The 21940-nt window shown below is 72.2% G+C and carries 12 protein-coding genes; 4 read left to right on the top strand and 8 right to left on the bottom strand.

What is annotated here, in order from left to right; translation table 11 throughout:
• Nucleotides 1-7 precede the first annotated feature (7 nt).
• A complete protein-coding gene (locus tag ACWD26_RS00450; RefSeq protein WP_451264635.1) occupies nucleotides 8-2380 on the top strand; it encodes a glycoside hydrolase family 3 N-terminal domain-containing protein in 2373 nt (790 codons plus the stop codon).
• Here ACWD26_RS00450 and ACWD26_RS00455 read toward each other — a convergent pair.
• From ACWD26_RS00455 to ACWD26_RS00480, 6 genes are all read right to left on the bottom strand, one after another.
• Nucleotides 2370-3287, bottom strand: coding sequence for a carbohydrate ABC transporter permease (locus tag ACWD26_RS00455; protein WP_451264638.1), 918 nt, complete (start codon nucleotides 3285-3287; stop codon nucleotides 2370-2372). The two genes, ACWD26_RS00450 and ACWD26_RS00455, sit on opposite strands and share 11 nt — an antisense overlap.
• On the bottom strand, nucleotides 3284-4303 hold the full coding sequence (locus ACWD26_RS00460; protein WP_451264639.1) for a carbohydrate ABC transporter permease: 1020 nt from the start codon (nucleotides 4301-4303) through the stop codon (nucleotides 3284-3286). The genes ACWD26_RS00455 and ACWD26_RS00460 overlap by 4 nt, the downstream gene beginning before the upstream one ends.
• Before the next feature lie 2 nt (nucleotides 4304-4305).
• Nucleotides 4306-5679: an extracellular solute-binding protein gene (locus ACWD26_RS00465; RefSeq protein ID WP_451264641.1), complete on the bottom strand. Its 1374-nt coding sequence runs from the start codon at nucleotides 5677-5679 to the stop codon at nucleotides 4306-4308.
• Between the two features lie 168 nt (nucleotides 5680-5847).
• Nucleotides 5848-6600, bottom strand: coding sequence for a peptidyl-prolyl cis-trans isomerase (locus tag ACWD26_RS00470; protein WP_451264643.1), 753 nt, complete (start codon nucleotides 6598-6600; stop codon nucleotides 5848-5850).
• A complete protein-coding gene (locus ACWD26_RS00475; RefSeq protein WP_451264645.1) occupies nucleotides 6597-10913 on the bottom strand; it encodes a glycoside hydrolase family 38 N-terminal domain-containing protein in 4317 nt (1438 codons plus the stop codon). Before ACWD26_RS00475 ends, ACWD26_RS00470 begins: the two co-directional genes overlap by 4 nt.
• A gap of 130 nt (nucleotides 10914-11043) precedes the next feature.
• A complete protein-coding gene (locus ACWD26_RS00480; RefSeq protein ID WP_451264647.1) occupies nucleotides 11044-11928 on the bottom strand; it encodes a MurR/RpiR family transcriptional regulator in 885 nt (294 codons plus the stop codon).
• A 170-nt stretch (nucleotides 11929-12098) separates the two neighbouring features.
• Here ACWD26_RS00480 and ACWD26_RS00485 point away from each other — a divergent pair, with 170 nt between their 5' ends.
• Nucleotides 12099-12887: a sugar isomerase domain-containing protein gene (locus tag ACWD26_RS00485; RefSeq protein WP_451264649.1), complete on the top strand. Its 789-nt coding sequence runs from the start codon at nucleotides 12099-12101 to the stop codon at nucleotides 12885-12887.
• Here the strand turns inward: ACWD26_RS00485 and ACWD26_RS00490 are convergent, their stop codons facing one another.
• Nucleotides 12888-16055 (bottom strand): beta-N-acetylglucosaminidase domain-containing protein, encoded by a 3168-nt coding sequence (locus ACWD26_RS00490; protein WP_451264652.1) that lies wholly within the window; start codon nucleotides 16053-16055, stop codon nucleotides 12888-12890.
• Between the two features lie 949 nt (nucleotides 16056-17004).
• Nucleotides 17005-17586 (bottom strand): hypothetical protein, encoded by a 582-nt coding sequence (locus ACWD26_RS00495; RefSeq protein ID WP_451264654.1) that lies wholly within the window; start codon nucleotides 17584-17586, stop codon nucleotides 17005-17007.
• Between the two features lie 295 nt (nucleotides 17587-17881).
• On the opposite strand from ACWD26_RS00495, the gene ACWD26_RS00500 reads away from it, so the two are divergent.
• Nucleotides 17882-18853, top strand: a complete 972-nt coding sequence (locus ACWD26_RS00500) for a cyclase family protein (RefSeq protein WP_451264656.1) — start codon at nucleotides 17882-17884, stop codon at nucleotides 18851-18853.
• A gap of 129 nt (nucleotides 18854-18982) precedes the next feature.
• Nucleotides 18983-21913, top strand: coding sequence for a SpoIIE family protein phosphatase (locus ACWD26_RS00505; RefSeq protein WP_451264658.1), 2931 nt, complete (start codon nucleotides 18983-18985; stop codon nucleotides 21911-21913).
• Nucleotides 21914-21940 lie beyond the last annotated feature (27 nt).

Genomic DNA, 21940 nt, shown 5'->3' on the forward strand with positions numbered 1-21940 from the left:
ACGACCCATGCCCCCTCAGGACCACCCGGTCGCCCCGGCCGCCGCCGCCCCCGCACGGCCCCCGTACCTCGACCCGACCGCCCCCCTCGACACCCGCATCGCCGACCTCCTCTCCCGTATGACCCCGCGCGAGAAGGTCGGCCAGCTCAACCAGCGGATGTACGGCTGGGACGCCTACCGCCGCACCCCGGGCGGCGCCTTCGAGCTCACCGGAGCCCTGTACGCCGAGACCGAGCGCTTCGCCGGCCTCGGCGCCCTCTACGGCCTGATGCGCGCCGACGCCTGGTCCGGCGTCGACCACGGCCACGGACCGGGCGTCGAGGACAGCGCCGACCTGGCCGACCTGGTCCAGCGCCACGTCCTGGAACGCAGCCGCCTGCGCATCCCCGCCCTGTTCGTCGAGGAGGTGCCGCACGGCCACATGGCCCTCGACGGCACGGTCCTCCCCGTCAATCTGGCCGTCGGCGCCACCTGGGACCCCGCCCTGTACGAGCGGGCCGCCGCCCACGCGGCGGCCGAACTCCGCGCCCGCGGCGGCCACGTGGCCCTCGCCTCCGCGCTCGACATCGCCCGTGACCCGCGCTGGGGCCGCACCGAGGAGTGCTTCGGCGAGGACCCCTACCTCGCGGCCCGCCTGACCGAGGCGCTGGTGCGGGGCATGCAGGGAACACCGGGCCCGGATGGTCCTTTCGCCGCCGACCGCGCCCCCGTCGTCCTCAAGCACTTCGCCGGCCAGGGCGCCACCGTCGGCGGCCGTAACTCCGCCGAGTCCGAACTCGGTCCCCGCGAACTGCACGAGATCCACCTCCCGGCCGCCCGCGCCGGAGTCCGGGCTGGCGCCGCCGCCGTCATGGCCGCCTACAACGAGGTCGACGGCATGCCCTGCTCCGGCAACCGCGCCCTCCTCACCGGGCTGCTCCGCGACCGCTGGGGCTTCCAGGGCCTGGTCATGGCCGACGGACTCGCCGTGGACCGCCTCGCCCGCATTACCGGCGACAAGGTCTCCGCCGGCGCCCTCGCCCTCGACGCGGGTGTCGACCTCAGCCTCTGGGACGAGGGCTTCACCCACCTGGAGGAGGCCGTCGAGCGCGGCCTGGTGAGCGAGGCCGCCCTGGACGCCGCCGTCGCCCGCGTCCTGCGCCTGAAGTTCCGCCTCGGCCTGTTCGAGAACCCGTACGCCCGCCGCGCGCCGACCCCCGAGCCCACCGGCCGCGCACAGACCCCCGAGCCCAACGGGGGCGCGCAGGCCCCCGAGCCCACCGGCCGCACGTTGATCCCCGAACAGACCCGCCGCGCGCGGACACTCGAACACACCGGCCGCGTACTCAGCACCGACCTCGCCCGAGCCTGCGTCACCCTCCTCCGCAATCAGGCCGGCGTCCTCCCGATCGGGCCCTCGGTACGCCGTATGGCCGTGCTCGGCCCGCACGCCGACACCACCGCCCACCAACTCGGCGACTACACCGCCCCGCAGCGCCCCGGCACCGGCGTGAGCGTCCTCGACGCACTGCGCCGCCTCGCCCCGCCCGGCACCGACATCCGCCATGCCAAGGGCGCGGCCCTCACCGGCGCCGACCGCACCGGCATCCCGGCCGCGATCACCGAGGCCGCCGCGGCCGACCTGGCCGTGCTCGTGCTGGGCGGCAGCAGCGCCCGTACCCCCGACACCGAGTTCGACGCCAACGGCGCCGCGCGGAGCGTCGTGTCCGAGATGACCTGCGGCGAGGGCGTCGACCTGGCGGGACTGCGGCTGGGAACGGCGCAGGAGGCCCTGCTGGACGCCGTCGTCGCGACGGGCACGCCCACCGTGGTCGTCCTGGTGCAGGGCCGCCCGCACGTCGTGCCCGACACCGCCGCGGCGCTGCTCACCGCCTGGTATCCCGGTCCGTGGGGCGGCGAGGCCGTCGCCGAGGTGTTGCTCGGGCTCGCCGAGCCCGCCGGCCGGCTCCCCGTCTCCGTTCCGCGCTCGGCCGCCCAGCTCCCCGTCCACTACAACCACAAGGACATCGAGTACGGCGGGTACGTGGACGAGAGCGCCGAGCCGGCGTACTCCTTCGGGCACGGGCTGTCGTACACGACCTTCGTCCACGGCGCGCCCCGGGTCTCGGGGCGCACGGTCGAGGTGGACGTCACCAACACCGGGGACCGCCACGGGCGTTCGGTCGTCCAGGTGTACCTCCGCAGGCTGATCACCCGCACATGGCCGCGCACCCTCGAACTGTGTGCGTTCGAGGGTGTCGGCCTGGCGCCGGGCGAGCGCCGTACGGTCTCCCTGTCGATCGACGTGCCCCCGGGGACCGATGTCGTGGAGATCCGGGTCGCGCGGTCCGCGCGGGAGGCGCTCGACGTCGTCCCCGTCGTCGTGGACCTCAGAGCTTGACGGCCCCCGACGAAACCCCCTTGTAGAACCACCGCTGCGTGATCACGAACAGCACCAGCACCGGGATCACGGAGATGACCGAACCCGCCATCACCATCCGCTGGTCGTAACCGAAGGAGGAGGACTGCAGACGGGCGAGGCCCAGTGTCAGGGTGAAGTGGTCCTCGGTGCGCAGCACGATCAGGGGCCAGAGGAAGTCGTCCCAGGCGCTGATGAAGGTGTTGATGGTGACGACGAGGATCGCGCCCCACGCCGAGGGCAGATACAGGTACCGGAACCGCTTCCACTCGCCCGCCCCGTCCAGCATCGCCGCGTCCTCGATCTCACGCGGCACGGCGAGGAACGCGGCCCGCATGATGAGGACGTTGATGGCGGCGACGAAGCCGGGCAGCCAGACGCCCACCAGGTTGTCGACCAGGCCCAGGTCACGGATGCTGAGGAACAGCGAGACCATGATCGACTCGAAGGGGAACATCATGGACGCCATCAGCAGCACCCAGACCAGCTTGCGGCCCTTCCAGCTCGGCTTGGACAGCATGTAGCCGGCGAGCGTGGAGAAGACCAGCTGGCTGGTGACCGACAGCACGACGATCACCATGCTGTTGCGGATGTACGACCACACCGGGACCTGGTCGAACACCTCGCGGTAGGCGCGCAGGGTCGGGTCGCGGGGGAAGAGGGAGGCGTTGGAGCCGAACACGTCCTCGCTGACGCCCTTCAGCGACGACAGCAGCTGCCACAGCAGCGGGCCGACGGTGATGCCGAGGACGAACAGCAACAGCAGGTAGCGGACGACGAGTTCGCGCGGCCGGCCGTAGTCCCGCCAGCGCGGCATCAGCCGCCGCCGTCGTCTCTCCACCGGTGTCACGGCCGCCGCCGTCCGCTGCTCCTTCACGGCGGTGGTCATGACTCGTCCTCCTTCGTCAGGCGCTGTGCGAGCAGCGTCAGGCCCAGGGTGAGTACGAAGAGGGCGACGCTGACCGCCGAGCCGTAGCCGGCGTTGCCGGTCAGCGGGTCGAGGGCGACGTCCCGGATGTAGAAGGGGAGGGTGCGGTCGGCGCCGCCGGGGCCGCCGGTGGCGCCGCCGAGCATGTAGATCTCGGTGAACACGCGCAGCGAGCCGATACCGGTGAGGGTGCCGACGAGCATCATCGAGGTGCGTACCCCGGGCATCGTGACGTGCCAGAAGCGGCGGACCGGGCCCGCGCCGTCGACGGCGGCGGCCTCGTGCAGTTCCTTCGGCACGTTCCCCAGCGCGGCCAGGTAGAAGATCATGTACCAGCCGAGGCCCTTCCACAGGGTGAGCCCCATCGCGCACAGCAGGATCAGCCAGGAGTCGGACAGGAACGGGATCGCCGACCGGATGATGTGGGCCTTCTGCAGCCAGGTGTTGACCAGGCCCTGGTCGCTGAGCAGCCACTGCCAGCTCAGGCCGACGACCACGCTGGAGGCGAGGACCGGGGTGTAGAAGGCGGAGCGGAAGAAGCCGATGCCCGGCAGGTTCTTCTCCACCAGTACGGCCAGCATCAGCGGCAGCAGCACCATCAGCGGGACGACGATCAGCGCGTACAGCACGCTGTTGCGGGTGGCGAGCCAGAAGTCGGAGTCGCCCAGCATCCGCGTGTAGTTGTCCAGGCCCACGAACGAGGCGGCGCCGCCGAGCGGTTTGGCGTCGGTGAACGACAGCAGGAGCGTGTTCAGGAACGGATACAGACCGAAGACGCTGATGCCGATGATCGCCGGTGACATCCACAGCCACGGCAGCCACCAGCGGCGGTACAGCGCGGCGCCGCCCGCGTCGGCGGAGGGGCCCGGCCTGAGGGCCCGCAGCAGGCGGCGCCGGCCGCTCGGTTCCCCGGGGCGGGGGTCGCGGGAGGAGACCGCGACCCCCGGTCCCTTGGTGGGGGGAGAGAGGGTGGTCATACTCAGCTGCCCTGCTCGATCAGCTCGTTGGCCTTCTTCTGGGCCTCGTCGAGGGCGTCCTGGGCGCTCTTCTTGCCCTGCATGGCCAGCTGTATCTGGGCCGTGATGGCGTTCAGCTCACCCGGGGTCAGGGCGATCTCGTCGGCCGTGGAGGTCTTGCGGTCGCTCGCGACGATCTTGCGGGCCTCGGCGAACGGGTCGTCGCCCTTGACCGACTGGAAGAACGGGTCGTCCAGGGAGGCCGTGGTGGAGGGGAAGATGACGACGTTCGGGTCCTTCGCCCACTCCAGCTGGTTCTCCGCGTTGGTCAGGAACTGCGCGAAGGACAGCGCGGTCGCCGCGTTCTTGCTGGTGGACGCGACGCCGATGTACTGCGGGGCGCCGACGGTGTGGCCCAGGTCGTCCAGTATGAAGCGGGCGACACCCGTCTTCTTGTAGACGCTCGGGTTGTTCTGCTGGATGAAGCGCAGGAAGTTGGGGTTCGTCGGGCCGTAGACGAGTTTGCCCTGACCGTAGACGTTGGCCGGGTCCTGGGTGGAGGAGAGCGAGTCCCGGGGCATACCGCCGGCCTTGTAGAGCTTCGTCATCGCCTCGACCCACTGTGCGGTCTTCGGGTCGTCGGCGAAGGTGAACTTCTTGCCGTCGGACGACAGGACCTTGATGTCCATCTGCTGCCAGTCGGCCGGGATGCGCAGCTGCGGGTTGGCGAGGAACGCGTAGTACTTGCCGTCCGAGACCTCGGCGATCTTCTGGGCGTCCTCGAACAGGCCGAGCACGGTCGTCGGAGGTTTGGCCGGATCAAGGCCCGCCTTTTCCATCAGCTCGGTGTTGAAGGTCTGCACGATGCCGCCGGAGTACCAGGGGAGCACGCTGTGCACCTCGGCGCCGGAGGAGTCCGCGTACCTGCTCGACTTCCACAGGTTGGGCACGAACGGTTCGCCCGCGTCCGGGGCCTTCTTGTCCAGGTCGAGCAGATAGCCGTTCTTGGTGAGCGCGATCGCCGTGTTGACGTTGATGTTCACCACGTCCGGCAGTGTGCAGCCCTGCGCGTCGGCGACCAGACGCTGGGTGAAGGTGGCGTCGCCCGGGTCGTCGACCCACTTCACGGTGGTGTCCGGGTGCGCCTTCTCGAAGGCCTCGATGACGCCGTTGAAGTAGTCGCCGAAGTCTTTCTTCAGGTTCGTCGTCTGGAAGGTGATCGTCCCCTTGACGTCGCCGGTGAGCTTCCCGGAGCCGACGTTGCCCTTGTCGACCTTGCAGCCGCCGGCCGTGGCCTCCCCGCTGTCGGAGCCCCCGCCCGACAGGCCGCAGCCGGCGGCGGTCAGGGTGAGGGCGATGACACCCGCCACACATCCGGTCAGTCTTCTCGCGCGCATGTTGCCTCCTGCGATCAGTCAGCTGCTGGTTCAAATCACCAACTTGGACTTCGATTGATGAAAAGGTGGACCAGAATTCATCGGAGGTCAATGGCTTGCCGTGTTGCTTTTCGGTTCCGAGTCGTTTGCCGGGTGTTCGGGGCCGACACGCGAGCCTGCCCGCTGAGTTCAGTGCCGGTGCTCGTGATCCGGGTGGGACGGGTCGCCCGGGTGCTCGTGCCCCGGCGCGTACTCCACGCCGGCGCGGGCCCGGTCCAGCCAGTCGAAGAAGGCCTGCCGGCCCATCGTCCGCCGCAGCTCCCGTACGACCTCGTCGTGGACCTCGTCGTACGGCAGGAAGTCCCCGGGGCCCGCCCCGCCGTACGGGTCGACACCGCGCCGCAGCGCCTCGGCCGTGAGGAAACGGTCCGGATTGCGGTCGTAGTAGCCCCGCACGGCCTTCTCCGGGACCGCCTGCTCGGCCTCCAGTGCCGCCAGGAGGGTGCGCGCGGCGGGGGAGTGGGCGAGCGTCACCGCGATGATGCTGCCCAGGTCGGCGACCTCGGTCCCGGACACCGCGAGGACACTGGCCGGTGACACCTCGGCCGGCGGCGCGAGCCCGCGCGCGGCGCAGGCCCTGCGGGCGAGTTCGTCGGCGACCACGATCTGCGTCGCCCACCGCCGCCGCTGCCGCTCCGCCCGCGCCCGCCCCTCCGGCCTGGCCTCCCGGTCCCGCGCGGGCACGGCGTCCAGTACGGCGTCGACGCGCCCCCGGGGGACGGGCTCACCGCCCACGAGCACGGCGTGCCCGCCGGGAACCGGGTGCGCGTGCGACGCGGAGTGGCCGCCGTGGGCCGAGTGCCCATGGGGAGGGCGGTCGCCCGGCCCCGAGTGGCTGCCGTGTGCCGCATGTCCGATCCCGCTCTCCGGGTGGTCGTTCACGGCCTCACCTCCAGTACGAGCGCCTCGGTGTAGGCCACGCAGCCGTGCCAGCCGGCCTTCGCCATCAGCCAGTACGACCCCGGGGGCACCGCCGAGCCGTCCACCTCGACCAGGCATTCCGCGCGCTCGCCGGCCGCGAGGGCGAAGCCCTGGAGCCCTGGGGCGACACCCGCCCAGGTCCCCCAGGACGACAGCGCCCACAGCGCCCCGCTCACCGGCCCCCGGGTCGTGTTGCGCACGCTCACCGGCACCCGCACCCGTTCACCCCGGCGCACCTCGATCCGGTCGACGCCCAGCTCCATCACCAGACCCGGCCCGGTCCGCCCGTCGGCCTCGCCCCGCGCCGCCTCGCCGGGCACGTCCAGGGCGACCACGTCCTCGAACGTCTGCCCGCCGTACGTCAGCCGCGCGGCGAGCCGGTGGCGTCCGGGCGCCGGGTCCGGCGGTGGCGTCACGGTGACCTCGGTGAGCGAGAAGCCGCCGGGGCCGAGCGCGTACGGCAGTTCGGCGGGCTCGGCGCTCCAGCCGTCCGGCACCTCCAGCGCCACCGTGCCCGAGACCGGCGCGTCGGTCAGCTCGGAGGAGACGCGCACCGCCGCGGTGACCGGGCCGTCGGCGGTGAGCGAGGCCGGCGAGAGATAGACGGCCACGGGCATGTTGCCCCGGGGCGCGGGACCGGAGTTGTGCAGCCAGTACCGGGTGTGCACGGGCTGCGCGGGTTCGTACGCGGCGACGCCGGGACCCTCGGCGGGCCGTCCCTCGACCGGCGAGGCCAGCACGGTGGCCACCTCGAACCCCGTCAGGTCCAGCTCCAACGCCCCGTCCGCGCCGGGGGCCAAGGCCTCACCGGGCCGTTCCAGAACGTCCGCCCGCCTCCCCTCGGCCCACGCCGACGGCCCCGTCACCCGCGCCCGCACCGGCCGCCCGTCCACCTCGTGCGCCCGTACGACGACCCCGCGCACGGGGTCCGCCGGCGCCGTACCGCCACGAGCCAAGGGCGACCCGGCCGCCTTCAGCGCGTCCAGCAGCACCCGGCCCTCGGGCTCCAGCGAGAGCAGGGCGACGGTCCTCGGCAGGCCGGCCGGTGCCCCGGCGGGCTCCCGCAGCCGGGCCGTGAGCGGATGATCGGGCTTCCGCAGCCGCGCCGTCAGCGGATGGTTGAACGCGTGCCCCGCTCGCGGCCAGCCCAGGTCGCGCCAGTCGCCCTCGCCCGCGACTACCGCGTACGCGAAGGTGTGGGACCAGCGTTGGAGCTGGAAGCCGGAGCCGTCGGGGGCGGTGCGGCGCGGCGGGTCGACCCAGATGCCGGAGGGCCACCCGGTGCAGGAGCGCATCAACGACATGTAGAGGTCGCCCGACGAGGTGACCACACAGCCCGGCGTGCCCCGGTTGAGGAGCGCGAAGCCCCGCCCGTCCCAGGCGTCGCCCGGCGGCAGCGCCTCGCCGCCGCCCGCCGCGGTGGCCCGTACGGTCGCGTCGTCCAGGTCGGCGATCAGCGCGTCGACGGCCTTCGCGTCGTCCTCGGGGCGGGCGCCCGCCACCACGAGCAGCGGCAGCCGCTCCAGGTCGCGCAGGTCGGCGCCGGGCACCCACTCCTCGCGCAGGGAGGCGCGGGGTGCCACCCACACGGCGGCGAGGCCGTCCTCGGCGAGCTGACGGCGCACCTCGCGCGCGGCCGCCGGGTCCCAGCCGAGGGCCTCGGCGACCAGGGAGTTGCGCTCCGGTCCGCCGACGGCGATCCGGATGTCGGGCAGGTTGGAGTCCACCTCCAGGTCGCCGTAGCGCGGGCCGCCCGCGATGGTCGAGGTGGCCGTGACACCCGTGCGCACCAGGGCAGCCGCCAGTGGGGTACCCAGTTCACCGGCGGTGTCCCAGTCGCTGAAGACCAGCTCGGCGACGCCGATGGACCGGTGGCCGAGCAGCGCTCCCGTGCCGTCGTGGACGGCGACGCGGGCCGTGGAGCCCAGCCCGAACCAGGTGTTCGCGGGGTTGTCCAGTGTCCATGGGAACTGCTCGCTGTCCACCTCCACGAAGCCGAAGCCACGCCCGATCACCGCGTCCGCGACCTCGTGCACCGGCAGCCCGCCGCGTACGTCCGAGGGCCAGCGCACCCGGATCAGCCGGTCGGCGCCGTCGTAGCCGTCGACGGTCGTCGTCACGTCCAGCCGGTCGACGCCCGCCCACAGCGTGAGCCGCTGGGTGTACCGGAAAAGGCCCAGGTCGGCCCGGACGGTGATGCGGGAGCCGGCCGGTGAGTGCTCGACATCGATGTCAGCGGTCACGTCCCGGCTCCGGGCGGCGGTGGTGCCGGTCGGGGTGAGGTGCCAAGGGCCCTCGCCGAAGCGCGGGTGCCTCGGGTACTCCTCCTGCACCACCAGCTCGTTGCCGATGTCGCCGGCGCGCAGCAGCTCCCGGCCGCCCCCGCCGCCGCCCCGGGCTTCGGTGAGCGCGCGGAGACTGCTGACGCCGCCGCCTCGCGCGGGGTCGACGGTCACCTCGTAGAACTCGTTGCGGATCGTCGTCCCCTCGCCGGCCGTCCAGCCGGGGACAGCACCCTCCGCGAGGGAGAGCGCCTTGAGGCCCATGCCGGGCACCTCCGGCACGACGACCTTCAGTTCGCCGTCCTCGCTCACGGCCGGCAGCGGCAGCCCGGTGTGGTCCAGCGGGATCCGGCCGGGGTCGGCGACGGTCAGGACGTCCTTCCGCTGCCAGGTCGCGGAGTTGAAGACGACCAGGTCGGCGCCGTCGCCCGGCAGCGGCACGACACGATCGGCGAGCGCCTGGGTGGCGTCGGCGTGCACCTCCTCCGCCAGGTCGTGCAGCTCCCGCCAGCCGGTGAGCAGGTCGATATAGACCTGGTCGGACTCGGAGCCGGTGATGGCGTCGTGATGGGCGCCGTAGATCAGCTGCCGCCAGGCCTTGTCGAGGGCCGCGTCGGGATAGGGGTGCCCGGTGGTGAGGGAGGCGAGGGTCGCCCAGGCCTCGGCGTCGGCGAGCAGCGCCTCGCCGTGGCGCTGGGCCTGCTTGGTGTCGATGTAGGAGACGTCCTTGCCGGTGTAGACCGGGTTCATGTCGCGGGTCTGCGGGGACGCCGTGCGCCCCTCCCGCTCCAGCTCCTCCCGTACGGCGGCGAAGAAGTCCCGGGGGACGCCGCTGATGAACCGGGGCCAGACATACCGCTCGTTCCAGTCGCGGTGGATGCCCATCACCCAGCGGCACGGCGGCGCGTAGTCACCGCCGACCGGCAGCAGCACGTTGCGGGTGAGCGCGACCTTCTTCAGCCCCCGGAAGAGCTTGAGGGCCGCGGCCTCCGCCTCGGGGAGCGTGGGCGCGTTGTCGATGGCCCAGCCGGCGCCGTAGTGGTTGACCATGTAGGCGGTCAGCAGGCCGCGTCCGCTGGGGGCGATCCAGCTGAACTCGGCCGGGAACTGCATCCGCCGGGGATCGCGCGGTTCCTCGCCGAACACCGACAGGGTCGGCCCCCACTGGTGGAAGGGCCCGCGCGCCCACGAACTCGACGTGACCCCCGCGTCCGCCATCAGCCCAGGGAACTGCGGGTCGTGCCCGAACGCGTCCAGCTGCCAGGCGGTCTCCGGGGAGGCCCCGATGATCCCCCGCTGGAAGCCGTCACCGTACAGCGCGTTGCGCACGGTCGCCTCGGCGCCGGTGAGGTTGGTGTTGGGCTCGTTGTAGGTGCCGCCCATGATCTCGACCCGGCCGGTGCGGATCAGCTGCCGCAGGAACGCCCGCTCCTCGGGGAAGGCGTCCCAGTAGGGCTTGAGGTAGTCCACCTCGGCGAGCACGAAGGTGTACGCGGGGTCGCGCCGGGCGAGGTCGCAGTGGGCCCGCACCAGGCTCATGCCGCTCTGGCCGCGCGAGTCGAAGGTCCGGGCGGGCAGACCCGTGACGGCCGGGTCGTCGGCGACGTCCCAGGTCTCGGTGTAGGCGGCCTGGGTGTTCCACCAGACGGGGTCGTAGTGGAAGTGGCTGACCATGAACATGGTCCAGCCGGGCTCGGCCACCGTGAACTCGGCGCTCTGCCGGGCCACTTGGTCCCCGTCGAGGGCGGTGACGGCGATCTCGCGGCGGTCGCCGGGAGCGAGGCCGTCCGTGGCCACGGGTAGCTCCGCGCGTACGGTCCCGTCCTCGCCGACGGTTACGACGGTCTCCCCGACGCCGTGGACGTCCGGGCCCTCCACGCTCAGCCGGACGGACCGGCCCGGGGTGTGCCCGACCTCGACGGCGACCACCTGGTGCGGCTGGTCCTCCGTCCCGACGAAAAGCTCGGTCGACTCGACAGAGATGACGCGCATGGGGCTCCTACGAGTGCTCGGCGGAGCCCCATCCTGGCAGCGCGGGATGGTTCAATCAACCATGCGTCGGAATATTGGTTGATTCATCCATGCAGGGCCGGTCGGGCGCGGCAGCCGTCCTTCCGGCAGGTCAGCGGCTGCGCCGGGACTTCACCGCGTGTGCGCCCGCGATGTGGTCGGTCAGTGCCAGGGAGGCGCTCGCGCGCTGGTAGGAGAGCTGGCCGACGCGGACGTAGAGGCAGTCGATGAGCATCAGCACCGAGTGGCGGGCGCCGATGCTGCCGGTGCGGAAGCTGGTCTCCGAGGAGGAGGAGATCAGCCGGATGTCGGCGGCGCGGGCCAGCGGTGAGCGCGGGTCGGCGGTGAGCGCGACGGTGGTGGCGCCACGCTCCTTGGCCAGCTCGAACGGCTCGATCACCTCGCGGGTGGCGCCGGAGTGGGAGATGCCGATCGCCACGTCCGCCGGGGTGAGCAGGGCGGCCGAGGTGGTCGCCGCGTGCACCTCGGTCCAGCCGCGCACCGCGCAGCCGATGCGGAACAGCCGGGTCTCCGTCTCCTGGGCGACCGCCCCGCTGCCGCCGACGCCGTACACGTCGACGCGCCGGGCGCGGGCCACGGCCTGGGCCGCGCGCTCGATCGAGTCCAGGTCGATCCGGTCGATGGTCTGCTGGATGGCCCGCAGATCGGCGGTGCCGACGACCTGGACGACCCGCTCCAGGCTGTCGTCGGGGGAGATGTCCGGGCCGATCTCGGCACTGCCCCACTCGCTCGACTCGCCCCGGCCCCGCTCCTGGGCCAGCTCGATCAGCAGGTGCTGGTAGGAGTCGAGGCCGATGGCCCGGCAGAACCGGGTGACGGTCGCCTGGGAGGTGCCGGTGCGGCGGCCCAGCTCCGCGGCCGAGCAGTGGGTGACGGCGGCCGGATCCTCCAGGATCAGCTCGCCGACCTTCCGCAGGGAGCCGGCCAGCCGGGGCAACTCGGTGCGGATCAGGGTGGTGACATCGGTCGTGGGCATGCAGAGAAGGTACCAGCCACCCGTTGACGCGGCGGCTGAATACCAGGACCGGGGAGCGCAGGCGCACGTGGGGGTGAACTGCGCCATTGCCCCCGATGCAGGGGCTGTGATTCAGTGATTCACTGATAGGTGTGTATGGGGTGGTTCAATCCACCAGTGGGGAGTCTCAGGTGTCCGTCGAGTCCGCCAACGAGTCCGGGACCGAGCCGGTGAGCGCCGACCGCTTCGCGCGCGAGGGCCTGGCCGTGCTGAACCGCCTCACCGAGTCCGCCCGCGCCGACGTGAGCGCCGCCGCCCGGCTGATCGCCGACTGCGTCCGTGAGGGCGGCGTCGTCCAGGCCTTCGGCACCGGCCACTCCCAGGCCCTGGTCCTCGAACTCGCCGGCCGCGCGGGCGGCTTCGTACCCACCAACCGCCTCCAGATGGCCGACCTCGTCCTCTACGGCGGCGATCATCCCAGCGGTCTCGACGACCCGCTCCTCGAGCGCGAGCCCGGCATAGCGGTCCGCCTCTACGAGCTCGCCGATCCCCGGCCCCAGGACCTCTTCGTCGTCATCTCCAACTCCGGCGTCAACAACGTCATCGTCGAGATTGCCCTGCACGCCAAGGAACGCGGCCACCGCCTCCTCGCTCTCACTTCCCTCGCCCACACCGGCTCCGTGCCCGCCACCCACCCCAGCGGCAAGAAGCTCGCCGACCTCGCCGACGTCGTCCTCGACAACGCGGCCCCGCGCGGCGACGCGCTGCTGGAGCTGCCGGGCGGCGGCGCGGTCTGCGCCCTCTCCACCCTGACCGGCGTGATGCTCGTCCAGATGACGGTCGCCGAGGCGACCGCCCAACTCCTCGCCTCCGGTGACCGCCCCCCGGTCTATGTCTCCGCCAACGTGCCCGGCGGCTTCGAGGGCAACCTGGAGCTGGAGAGGCGGTACGCCGGACGGATCCGGCGTACCGCCAGCTGATCACCCCACGGGTACGGGCGTCAGCGCGACCGCCAGCGGATAGGCCCCGGTCGTCAGCGGGGCCCCGGCGGTGCCGGAGGCCGTGTCGACCGGCACCAGCTTGTTGCCGTCGGCCGTGGTGACGTAGGCCGTGGAGCCGTTCCAGTCCAGGCCGACGTCGAAGGCGGACCTGTCGACGGTGACCTTCGCGCCGGGGGCGCCGGTCACCGTGTCGACGGGCGTGACGTAGTCCCCGGTGCTGGGGCTCACCCACAGCGTCCGCCCGTCCGGCGACAGACCGAGACCGTACGCCTGTCCGGAGACGAGCAGCGTCGGCTCGGTGTCGTTGGTGGCGGTGTCGATCGGAGTGACCGTCGAGCCACCGGAGTTGGACACGTACACGGTCTTCCCGTCCGGCGCGGCGACGACGTTGAAGGGGCGGGGCCCGACCGGGACCGCCGCCCCGGCCTTCCGGGCGTCGAGGTCGACCGGCGTGACGGTGTTGTCGTGGATGTTCGCCACGTACAGCGTCCGGCCGTCCGGAGTGATCGCCATGTTCTCCGGCCCCGACCCGACCGTGAGGGTCGCGCCCGCCTCCAGGGTGCCGGTGTCCACCGGCTGGAGCGTGCCGTCCGTGTAGTTGGCGACCCACAGCGTGCCGCCGTCCGGCGTCAGCGCGAGCCCGGCGGGGACGCGGCCCACGGCGACCGTGGCGGTGACCGCGCCGCGCGCCACATCGATGACGCTGACCGTGTCGGAGCCCTGGTTGGCGGCGTAGGCGGTACGGCCGTCGGCACTCACGACCACCTCGCCGGGGTTGTTCCCCACGGCGATGTCCGTGCTCCTCCCGGAGGAGAGATCGACCGAACTGACCGACGCCCCACTGAAGTTGGCGGTCAGGGCCCTCGGCGCGCCGTCCCCGTCGGTGACCTGGACCGGGAGCGCCCGCTCGAGGACGCCCGAGCCGGACACCACCACGGAGTGGACGCCCTCGGTGACACCGGTCAGGGTGACGGTGGCCGAGGCGCTGCCCCCGGCCGGGACGTCCGCGCTTCCCTCGGCCGGCGAGGCGGTGACACCGTCCGGCACGTCGAGCTTCCAGCCGACCGTCCGTGCCTCGTCGGACGAGAAGCGGAGGGTCACCGCCTCGGAGGCGCGGGGCTTCAAGGAGAGCGAGCCCGGGGCGAAGGAGGCGTCGACACCGGGGTCGGGGGCGTGCTGGAGTATCGCCGTGTAGAGGAACTGGTCCATCACGCCCGGCGACACCTGCTGCGGTATCGCGTCCAGCGCCTTCCGCTCGCCCCGCAGCCGGTTCCAGTACGTCGACACGGCCTCGGCGTCACCGCGCTTCCCGGCCAGCAGCAGATCCACGGCGGTCAGTCCGGCGGTGCCGTAGGACCCCAGCTTCTCCAGCCACGGCGAAGTCTCCTTCAGGAACCCGGGGTTGGCGAGCCGGGCGCGCAACTTCCCGGGCGTGGCGGCCATGTCCGTGAAGTACGCCCGCAACGCGACCGCCGCCCGGTCCAGTCCGCTGTCGTCCTCGTACGCCTTGCGGAAAGCTGCGATGAGCCGGGCCAGTGTGGGGGACTCGGTGGTGTCGAGCTGGGAGGAGTAGCTGTTCTCGGCGAAGATCCGCAGCCATGGCGCGGCGCCCGGCCCCGCCAGATCCCGGACGGAGGCCAGGAAGGCCGCCCGGGGGTCGTAGGAGTCCGGGTTCCACAGATAGGCCGCCGACGTGAACAGCGCGAGCTTGCTCGCCTCGGCCTGGACCATCGGGTTGGCGGTGACACCGACGGCCTCCCGCGCCACGCCGGCCTCCCTGCCCGTGTAGGGGCCGAGCAGCAGACGGCTGGTGACGTAGTCGTTGACCGGGTAGTTGTCCCAGACCAGGATCGGATGCCCGTAGACCTCGCGGGCCTGCCGCACCTGCGCGGCGGTGATGGTCGGCGCGATCACGCCCACGCCGGTCCACTCGACGACCACGTCCGGGTCCAACCGCTCCCGCAGCGCCTTCTTGTACGGGGTGTCGGCGAGGTCGGAGTACTCGGTGGGGACCATCTCCAGCGCATCGAGCCCGGTGCGGCCGGCGGAGAACTCCTCCCACACCCGGTTCAGCAGATAAGCCTGGGCGGCACCGGCGGCCCCGCCCCCGCTGCCGAACTCCTCCTCGTCCGCCGCGCAGTTCCACTTCGTGTAGCTGATGTCGTCCAGCGGGATCGCGAAGGAGCGCACGCCGATGTCGTAGAGCGAGGCGAACTTGCGGACCAGCGCGGTGATGTCGCTGTCCGAGGAGTAGCAGACCGACAGTCCGGGGGAGAGCGCGTAGGTGAAGCGGACGTGGTTGGCGGCGGCCCGGCCGACGAGTTCGCGCAGCCGGTCCAGGTCGGCGGCCGGGTACTCGTCGCGCCAGCGCTCCCGCAGATACGGGTCGTCCTTGGGGGAGTAGACGTACACGTTCTGCTTGGTGCGGCCGTAGAAGTCGAGTTGGCTCAGCCGCTCGGCGTGGGTCCACGGGGTGCCGTAGAAGCCCTCGATGACCCCGCGCAGCTTGGCCGTGGGCCAGTCGCGGACGGTCACCTCGGGGAGGCGCTTGCCGGTGAGGAGTTGGCGGAGGGTCTGGGCGGCGTAGAAGGTGCCGGTGGTGTCGGTGCCGGAAAGGGCGAGCAGGGCGCGGCCGGCGTGCCTCCCGGAGGCCAGTACGTACCCTTCCGCGGGTAGGCCGGCCGGAGACTTGACGCCGAGTCGCCGCAATGCGCCCTCGGTGGCCGGGTTCTCGCCGGCGCCGCCGACGAAGACGGTGAGTCCGGCGGTGGGCGGTCGCTCGCCGGCCGGGACGGTCACGATCCGGTCGGCCCCGGCGGCCCGTAGCGCCGCCTCGACGACCCTTCTGGCGGCGGGATCGGTGTCCGGGCCGACGACCTCCACCACCCGCCCGGGGACGGTGAGTTGACGTCCGTCGGACTCGATGTGGCGGGGCTTCGGCCACACCTGGGGGACAGCGGCGGCGGCCGACGCGGCGGGCGTGGCACCGGCCGGCTGGATGGAGGAGAGGGCCAGCCCCAGGGCCAGGAGGAAGGGCCGGTGTAGGCGCGGAGACCTGCGCAGTCCCTGAGACCCATGCGGTCTGCGGGGTTTGTGGGGTCTGCGGAGCCGTTCGGGGCGCGAAAGGAAGGAGATGATTGAAGCCATCGAGAAAGGCTAGGGCTGCTGAATCAAGCATTCAATAGCGCCGCTGCGCGCCAGCCCCGAGTCCTCGTGACAACCGCTGGCCCGGCAGCCGGGCGAGCCCCACAGCGGAGAACATGACGATCTCCGGCCCCGCCTTCGTCTACGGCCTCGAACTCTCCCGTCCCTCCGGAACAGCGAGCGCACGGCGTTGGTGTTGTGGCGGCGCGAAGGGGCCCTCGAGACGGCGGCGTTGACGCTGCCGCAGGTCGACGGCCGGTCTCGGTGCTGTTCGAGGCGGGGGAACGCACGAGGTTCGACTGGGACGAGGACGAACACACGCTGCGTGTGGGCCTGCCGGTGGAGGATTCGTGTACCCGACAGGCGAGGTGCACCTCGTCCCCGTCGGGGAACGCGAACGCTGTCACCTCGTCGGTGCACTCCCCCCACTCCAGGAACACGCACCGCGCGAGTGCCGCCTCCGCCCCAGACGCGGTCCCGGTACCGGCTTCGCCGTACATCCAGCTCTCGGCGATGCGGAAGGACTCGGACGGCGAGGTGAACCCCACCGGCGGCGCGGTCGGCGTGCGGAAGCGACTGAGCTCGTCCTTGAGCTTCTTCACCAGCAGTGGCGGGTAGAACGCGTTGTCCCACGTGTTCACATGCAGCCCGCCGACGAAGACGTCGACGCACAGCAGCCCCGGGTCCAGTTCGAGGTGGAACTCCAAGCCGAATCCGGCCCGCGATCCGAACAACACGGCGACCTCCCCAGCCCTGGCGTGACACCCGTCACGACCCGACCCTACTGATCCCCAGATCGCCCACGGGTGGGGACGCGAGCCGCAGTGGAGGTCCTACTCCCGGTCGTCGTCGAAGAGTGCCGCCGTGGCCGCTGGCAAGTCGATGATGTCGGTCAAGGTCCACAGGCCGCCGCCTGCGTGGGGATCGCTTCCGTGTGGTACCCCGACTCGGTTCACGCCAGGAAGTCCTCGATCAGCTCGGCTGGGTTGGCGGCCTTGGTGGCCTCCTCCTCCCAGCCTGGGCAGTCCATGTCGAACACGACCACGGGCAGTGGGCGGCCGAAGATCCTCTCGACGGTGCCGCTCGCGTGGAGGTGACGGGCGAGGTCGATGACGGCGTCGTGGAAGTGGAGTCGGAGGAGGCCGGACTTGGCGCGGAGCTCATCGTCCTCCAGCATCCGACCGAGATCGAACTCGCCGTCGTACCAGATGCCGAGGTCCCTGGCCTCCTCCTCGAAGAGGGGGCCGCCGGCCGGGTCCTCAGGGACGTTGCCGAGCTTGTCAAAGCCCTCGAGGATCCAGAAGGCATAGTTCCAGCGCACCTCCCGGGGATCGCCGTTCCGGCGCATCTCCTCCTCGTACTGGCTCTCCGTGTTGTAGCCGATGTCCACGTAGGGGTGGCGGCCGTCGGAGTCGATGCGCCAGACGTTGAGGGCCAGGACGTATATCTCCCGCTTCAGCTGCGCGGGGACGCGTTCCAGGATGCCGGTGGTGGCCTGCCGCAGATGCGTCTGGAAAGTCTTCCGTTGCGTCACGGCGACAGCGTCTCACTCACCCGCCCCGAAGCCCCACCGCCGTGGCTACGACCCTTGTGGGCGAGCATGGGATCCAGCGGTCATGTCGGCCGGGGTGACCACGGGCCGTCCGGCTGAGCGACCACGTCGCCGGGCCGCGCCCGTTCTGATGACAGTTCGCGAGCCGCCGGGACGCTGCCACCCACCGCTGCGGCACAACCCGCCTGTTCGGCGCAGGACGCTCCCCTCGGGTATTTTTCGGACGTCGTTCCCCCTCCGATCTCCGATGTGGCGTCGACCCGAACGGTGAGTACGGATGACCTCGAATCCCGCCGATGCCCCGCCTCCCGGGCCGACCCCCGGCACCGGCAACGGACCCGCCGTCTCCCGCCGGGAGTTCGACGCGCTCTTCGCGGCGGTTCGTACGTGGGGGCGCTGGGACCGGGCCGACCGTGGTGCCTGGAACCGGGTGACCGAGGACCACGTACGGCGGGCCGTGGCCGGCGTACGGTCCGGTGAGGTCGTCCCGCTGGCACTGCCCTGGAACACCCGGCCGGGCCCGGACAACCAGAAGCCCGCCCTGCACCACATGACCGATCTCGGTGACGTGGAGAGCCCGGAACCCACGACCCACAAGGACTTCATCGCCGCCGACTACCACGGGAAGGGCGTCACGCATCTCGACGCCCTCAGCCACATCGCCTACGAGGGGCGGCTCTACGACGGCCGGTCAGCGCGTGAGTCCGTCGACGCCGCGGGCGCCCGGTTCGGCGCGGTTTCGGCGCTCGGGCCCCTGGTCACGCGAGGTGTGCTTGTCGACCTCCCCGCCGTCCTCGGTGTCCGCTGGCTGGAGCCGGGCCGGGCGGTGCGCGCCGGCGACGTTCTCGCCGCGGAGCAGGAACTCGGCGTCTCGATCGGCGAGGGCGACGCGGTGCTGCTGCGCTCCGGACACGGCCGCCGCCGCGAGGAACTCGGCGCCTGGGATCCCGGCCAGGCGAGCGCGGGGTTCCACGTGGACGCCGTCCCCCTGCTGGCCGAACGGGGTATCGCACTGCTCGGCGGTGACGGCGACAGTGATGTGCGGCCCTCGCCGGTGGAGGGTGTGCACTCGCCCGTCCACGCCCTGGCCCTGGCCGCGATGGGGGTGCCGCTGTTGGACAACCTCGACCTGGAGGCGCTCGCCGACGCGACCGCCGAGGCGGGGCGGTACGAGTTCCTGCTGGTCGTGGCCCCGCTGAACGTCCCGGGCGGGACGGGCTCGCCCGTCAATCCCGTCGCGGTCCTGTGACACCGGCCGCCCCCCGTCACCGTGCGTGAGAGAAGCCGCCAACCGTGACTCACGTTGCCGATACCCGTATCCTCGTCAATGCCAGATATTTCCGATAAGCGGATTGTCCAGGGCGCGAGTGAGGCCAGCGTGGTGCGGTCCGACGGCGAGCCGGTACTCACGGGACGTGCGACAGACGGCACGGGCCCCACCCTTTTCCGTGAGCGCTTTCTGCAGGGGGAGCCGCTGCAGTCGGGCGTGCGCACCTCGATCCTCAACTCCTGGCGGCGCTGCCGGTCCCTGGGGCTCTCGCCGGACGCGTCCGACCTCCCTTTCCGTGACGACTTCGACCGGGACGGCCGGATCGCCCGCGCGGCGGCCCCGGTGCTCGACCGGCTGGAGGCCAGGTTCGCCGGCAGCGCGATGAACATCTCCGTCGCCGACGCCGACGGCACGGTCCTCCTGCGCCGCTTCGGAGAGGCGTCCCTGGCCCGAGACCTCCCGGACATCCAGACCGTCCCGGGGTACGTCTTCGCCGAGCGGTTCGCCGGTACCAACGGCATCGGTCTCGCCCTGGCGGAGCGGCAACCGATCCGGGTCTACGGCGCCGAACACTTCGCCGACCGCTCCCAGGCCAGCGCCTGCCGCGCGCTTCCCGTCCGCGACCCGCTCAGCGGCCGTATCGAAGGCGTCCTGTGCTTCGGGTATCCGCGCACCTTCGAGCACCCGGCGCTGGACGCCGTGATCCGCAAGGCGGCCGCGGCCATCGAGCGGCGGCTGCTCGGGCAGAGCTCCGCACGTGAGCGCTCCCTGCTGAGCGCGTACCTGGACGCCGGGGTCGCGGCCGGCGCCGGCCCGCATCACAGCGTCGGGGTGGACGAACTGGCCCTCGGGCTGCGCCCCGGCGACCGGGCTACGCTCCTGGAGAAGGCCGCCGAGCTGATCTCCCGCGCGCAGCGCGCCGCCGTCGAGGTGCCCCTGACGGACGGCCGGAGGGTCACCCTCGTGAGCCGCCCGATGACGAGCGTCTCCGGAGTGTCGGGCATCGCCGTCGAGGCCGTCCTGCCCGGCCTCCCGGCACACGAGCCCCTCTCCGTCCCGCGTGGGCTCGACGCGGTGCCGGGCTTCCCCGTCACGGCCGTCGAAGCCGTCGGGTCCGCCGGCACCCCGGGCGTCCGGCGCTTCGAGGACGTCCCCCTGCCTGTCGCGCCCGGTCCGCTGACCGCCGTCCCGGCGCCCGGCCACCTGCGCGACAGCGAATCCGGCGGCATCACGGTGGAGGTCGACGGCGCCGCGACCGGCACCGGCACCGGCCATGAGGCCCTGCCCACCACAGACGGCGCGTCGGACGGCGTTCACCCTTCCCCGCCCCCCGGAAGAGGACTCCTGATGGTGGGGGAGCCCCACGTCGGCACCTACGCCCTGGCCGCGCGTCACCGCCTGGAACTGCTGTCCGAGGCCAGCACCCGGATCGGCACCACGCTGGACGTGCGCCGCACCGCCCAGGAGCTGGCCGAGACGGCCGTCCCGCGCCTCGCCGACTTCGTCACCATCGACCTCGCCGAGCCCGTCCTGCGCGGCGAGGAGGCCGCCGACCCTCGCACCGACCTGCGCCGTACGGTGGTCCACGGCATCCGCGACGACCTCCCCTTCAGCCCGGTCGGCAAGCAGGTCGACTACGGCCCGACCGTGCCCCAGCTGCGCTGTCTGACCAGCGGGCAGGCGGTGCTGGAACCGGACCTGAAGACGGCCGCGGGCTGGCTCGCGCAGGACCCCGAGCACACCGAACGGCTGCTGAGCCACGTTCACTCCCTCATCGCGGTGCCCCTGGTCGCCCGCGGTGTCGTCCTCGGCATCGCCGCCTTCTACCGCGCGCAGGACCCCGCACCCTTCGGGGACGACGACCGCTCACTCGCCCAGGAGCTCGCCAACCGCGCCGCGCTGTCCATCGACAACGCCCGCCGCTACACCCGCGAACGCACCATGGTCCTGGCCCTGCAGCGCAGCCTGCTCCCGCAGGGCCTGCCCGACCAGGACTCCGTCGAGGTCGCCCACCGCTATCTGCCCGCCGAGTCCGACGTCGGCGGCGACTGGTACGACGTCATCCCGCTCTCCGGAAGCCGGATCGGCCTCTTCGTCGGCGACGTCGTCGGCCACGGCATGCTCTCCGCCGCGACCATGGGCCGCGTCCGCACGGCCGCCCGCAGCTTCGCCGAACTCGACTTCCCGCCGGACGAGGTCCTCACCCACCTCGACAACCTCGTGGGGCGACTGGACCGCGAGGACCCCGTCTCCGACGGCGGTGGCATCATCGGCGCGACCTGTCTGTACGCCGTGTACGACCCGACGTCGCAGCAGTGCACCATGGCCCGCGCCGGCCACCCGCCGCCCGCCCTGGTCGACCCCGACGGCACCGTCTCGTTCCCCGAGCTGCCCGCCGGCCCTCCGCTCGGCCTCGGGGGGCTGCCCTTCGAGGCAGTCGAGATGCACATGCCCGAGGGCAGCCAGCTGGTCCTCTACACCGACGGACTCATCGAGGACCGCGACCGTGACGTCGACGTGGTCCTCGACCAGCTGCGCGGGGCCCTGGCCCACCCCGAGCGCACACCGGAGGAGACCTGCCGGGTGGTCCTGGACACCGTCGCGCCCGCCCACCCCGGCGACGACATCGCCCTGCTCGTCGCACGCACCCACGCCTTCGACCCGCGCCGCATCGCCACCTGGGACCTGCCCGCCGACCCGGCCCGCGTCAGCGAGGTCCGCGCCGCCGCCCTGCGGCAACTGGCCGACTGGGGCCTCGACGAGGCCGCGTTCGCCGCCGAGCTGATGCTCAGTGAGCTGGTCACCAACGCGGTCCGCCACGGCGCCGGGCCCATCCGGGTACGGCTCCTCCACGACCGCTCCCTCATCTGCGAGGTCTCCGACACCAGCAACACCGCCCCGCATCTGCGCCGGGCGGCCACCACCGACGAGGGCGGCCGCGGCCTGTTCCTCGTCGCACAGCTGTCCCAGAGCTGGGGCACCCGCTACACCCAGGAGGGCAAGGTCATCTGGGCCGAATGCGGGCTCGACGGCGGCTGACGCGACCGACGCCCTGGGCGGCCCACT

The organism is Streptomyces sp. NPDC002787, from assembly GCF_053592095.1.

Coding starts and splice junctions, on each gene's coding strand:
- ACWD26_RS00490 (WP_451264652.1), bottom strand. CDS start 16,055: ATGGCTTCAATCATCTCCTTCCTTTCGCGCCCCGAACGGCTCCGCAGA.
- ACWD26_RS00450 (WP_451264635.1), top strand. CDS start 8: ATGCCCCCTCAGGACCACCCGGTCGCCCCGGCCGCCGCCGCCCCCGCA.
- ACWD26_RS00500 (WP_451264656.1), top strand. CDS start 17,882: ATGACCTCGAATCCCGCCGATGCCCCGCCTCCCGGGCCGACCCCCGGC.
- ACWD26_RS00465 (WP_451264641.1), bottom strand. CDS start 5,679: ATGCGCGCGAGAAGACTGACCGGATGTGTGGCGGGTGTCATCGCCCTC.
- ACWD26_RS00460 (WP_451264639.1), bottom strand. CDS start 4,303: ATGACCACCCTCTCTCCCCCCACCAAGGGACCGGGGGTCGCGGTCTCC.
- ACWD26_RS00475 (WP_451264645.1), bottom strand. CDS start 10,913: ATGCGCGTCATCTCTGTCGAGTCGACCGAGCTTTTCGTCGGGACGGAG.
- ACWD26_RS00480 (WP_451264647.1), bottom strand. CDS start 11,928: ATGCCCACGACCGATGTCACCACCCTGATCCGCACCGAGTTGCCCCGG.
- ACWD26_RS00455 (WP_451264638.1), bottom strand. CDS start 3,287: ATGACCACCGCCGTGAAGGAGCAGCGGACGGCGGCGGCCGTGACACCG.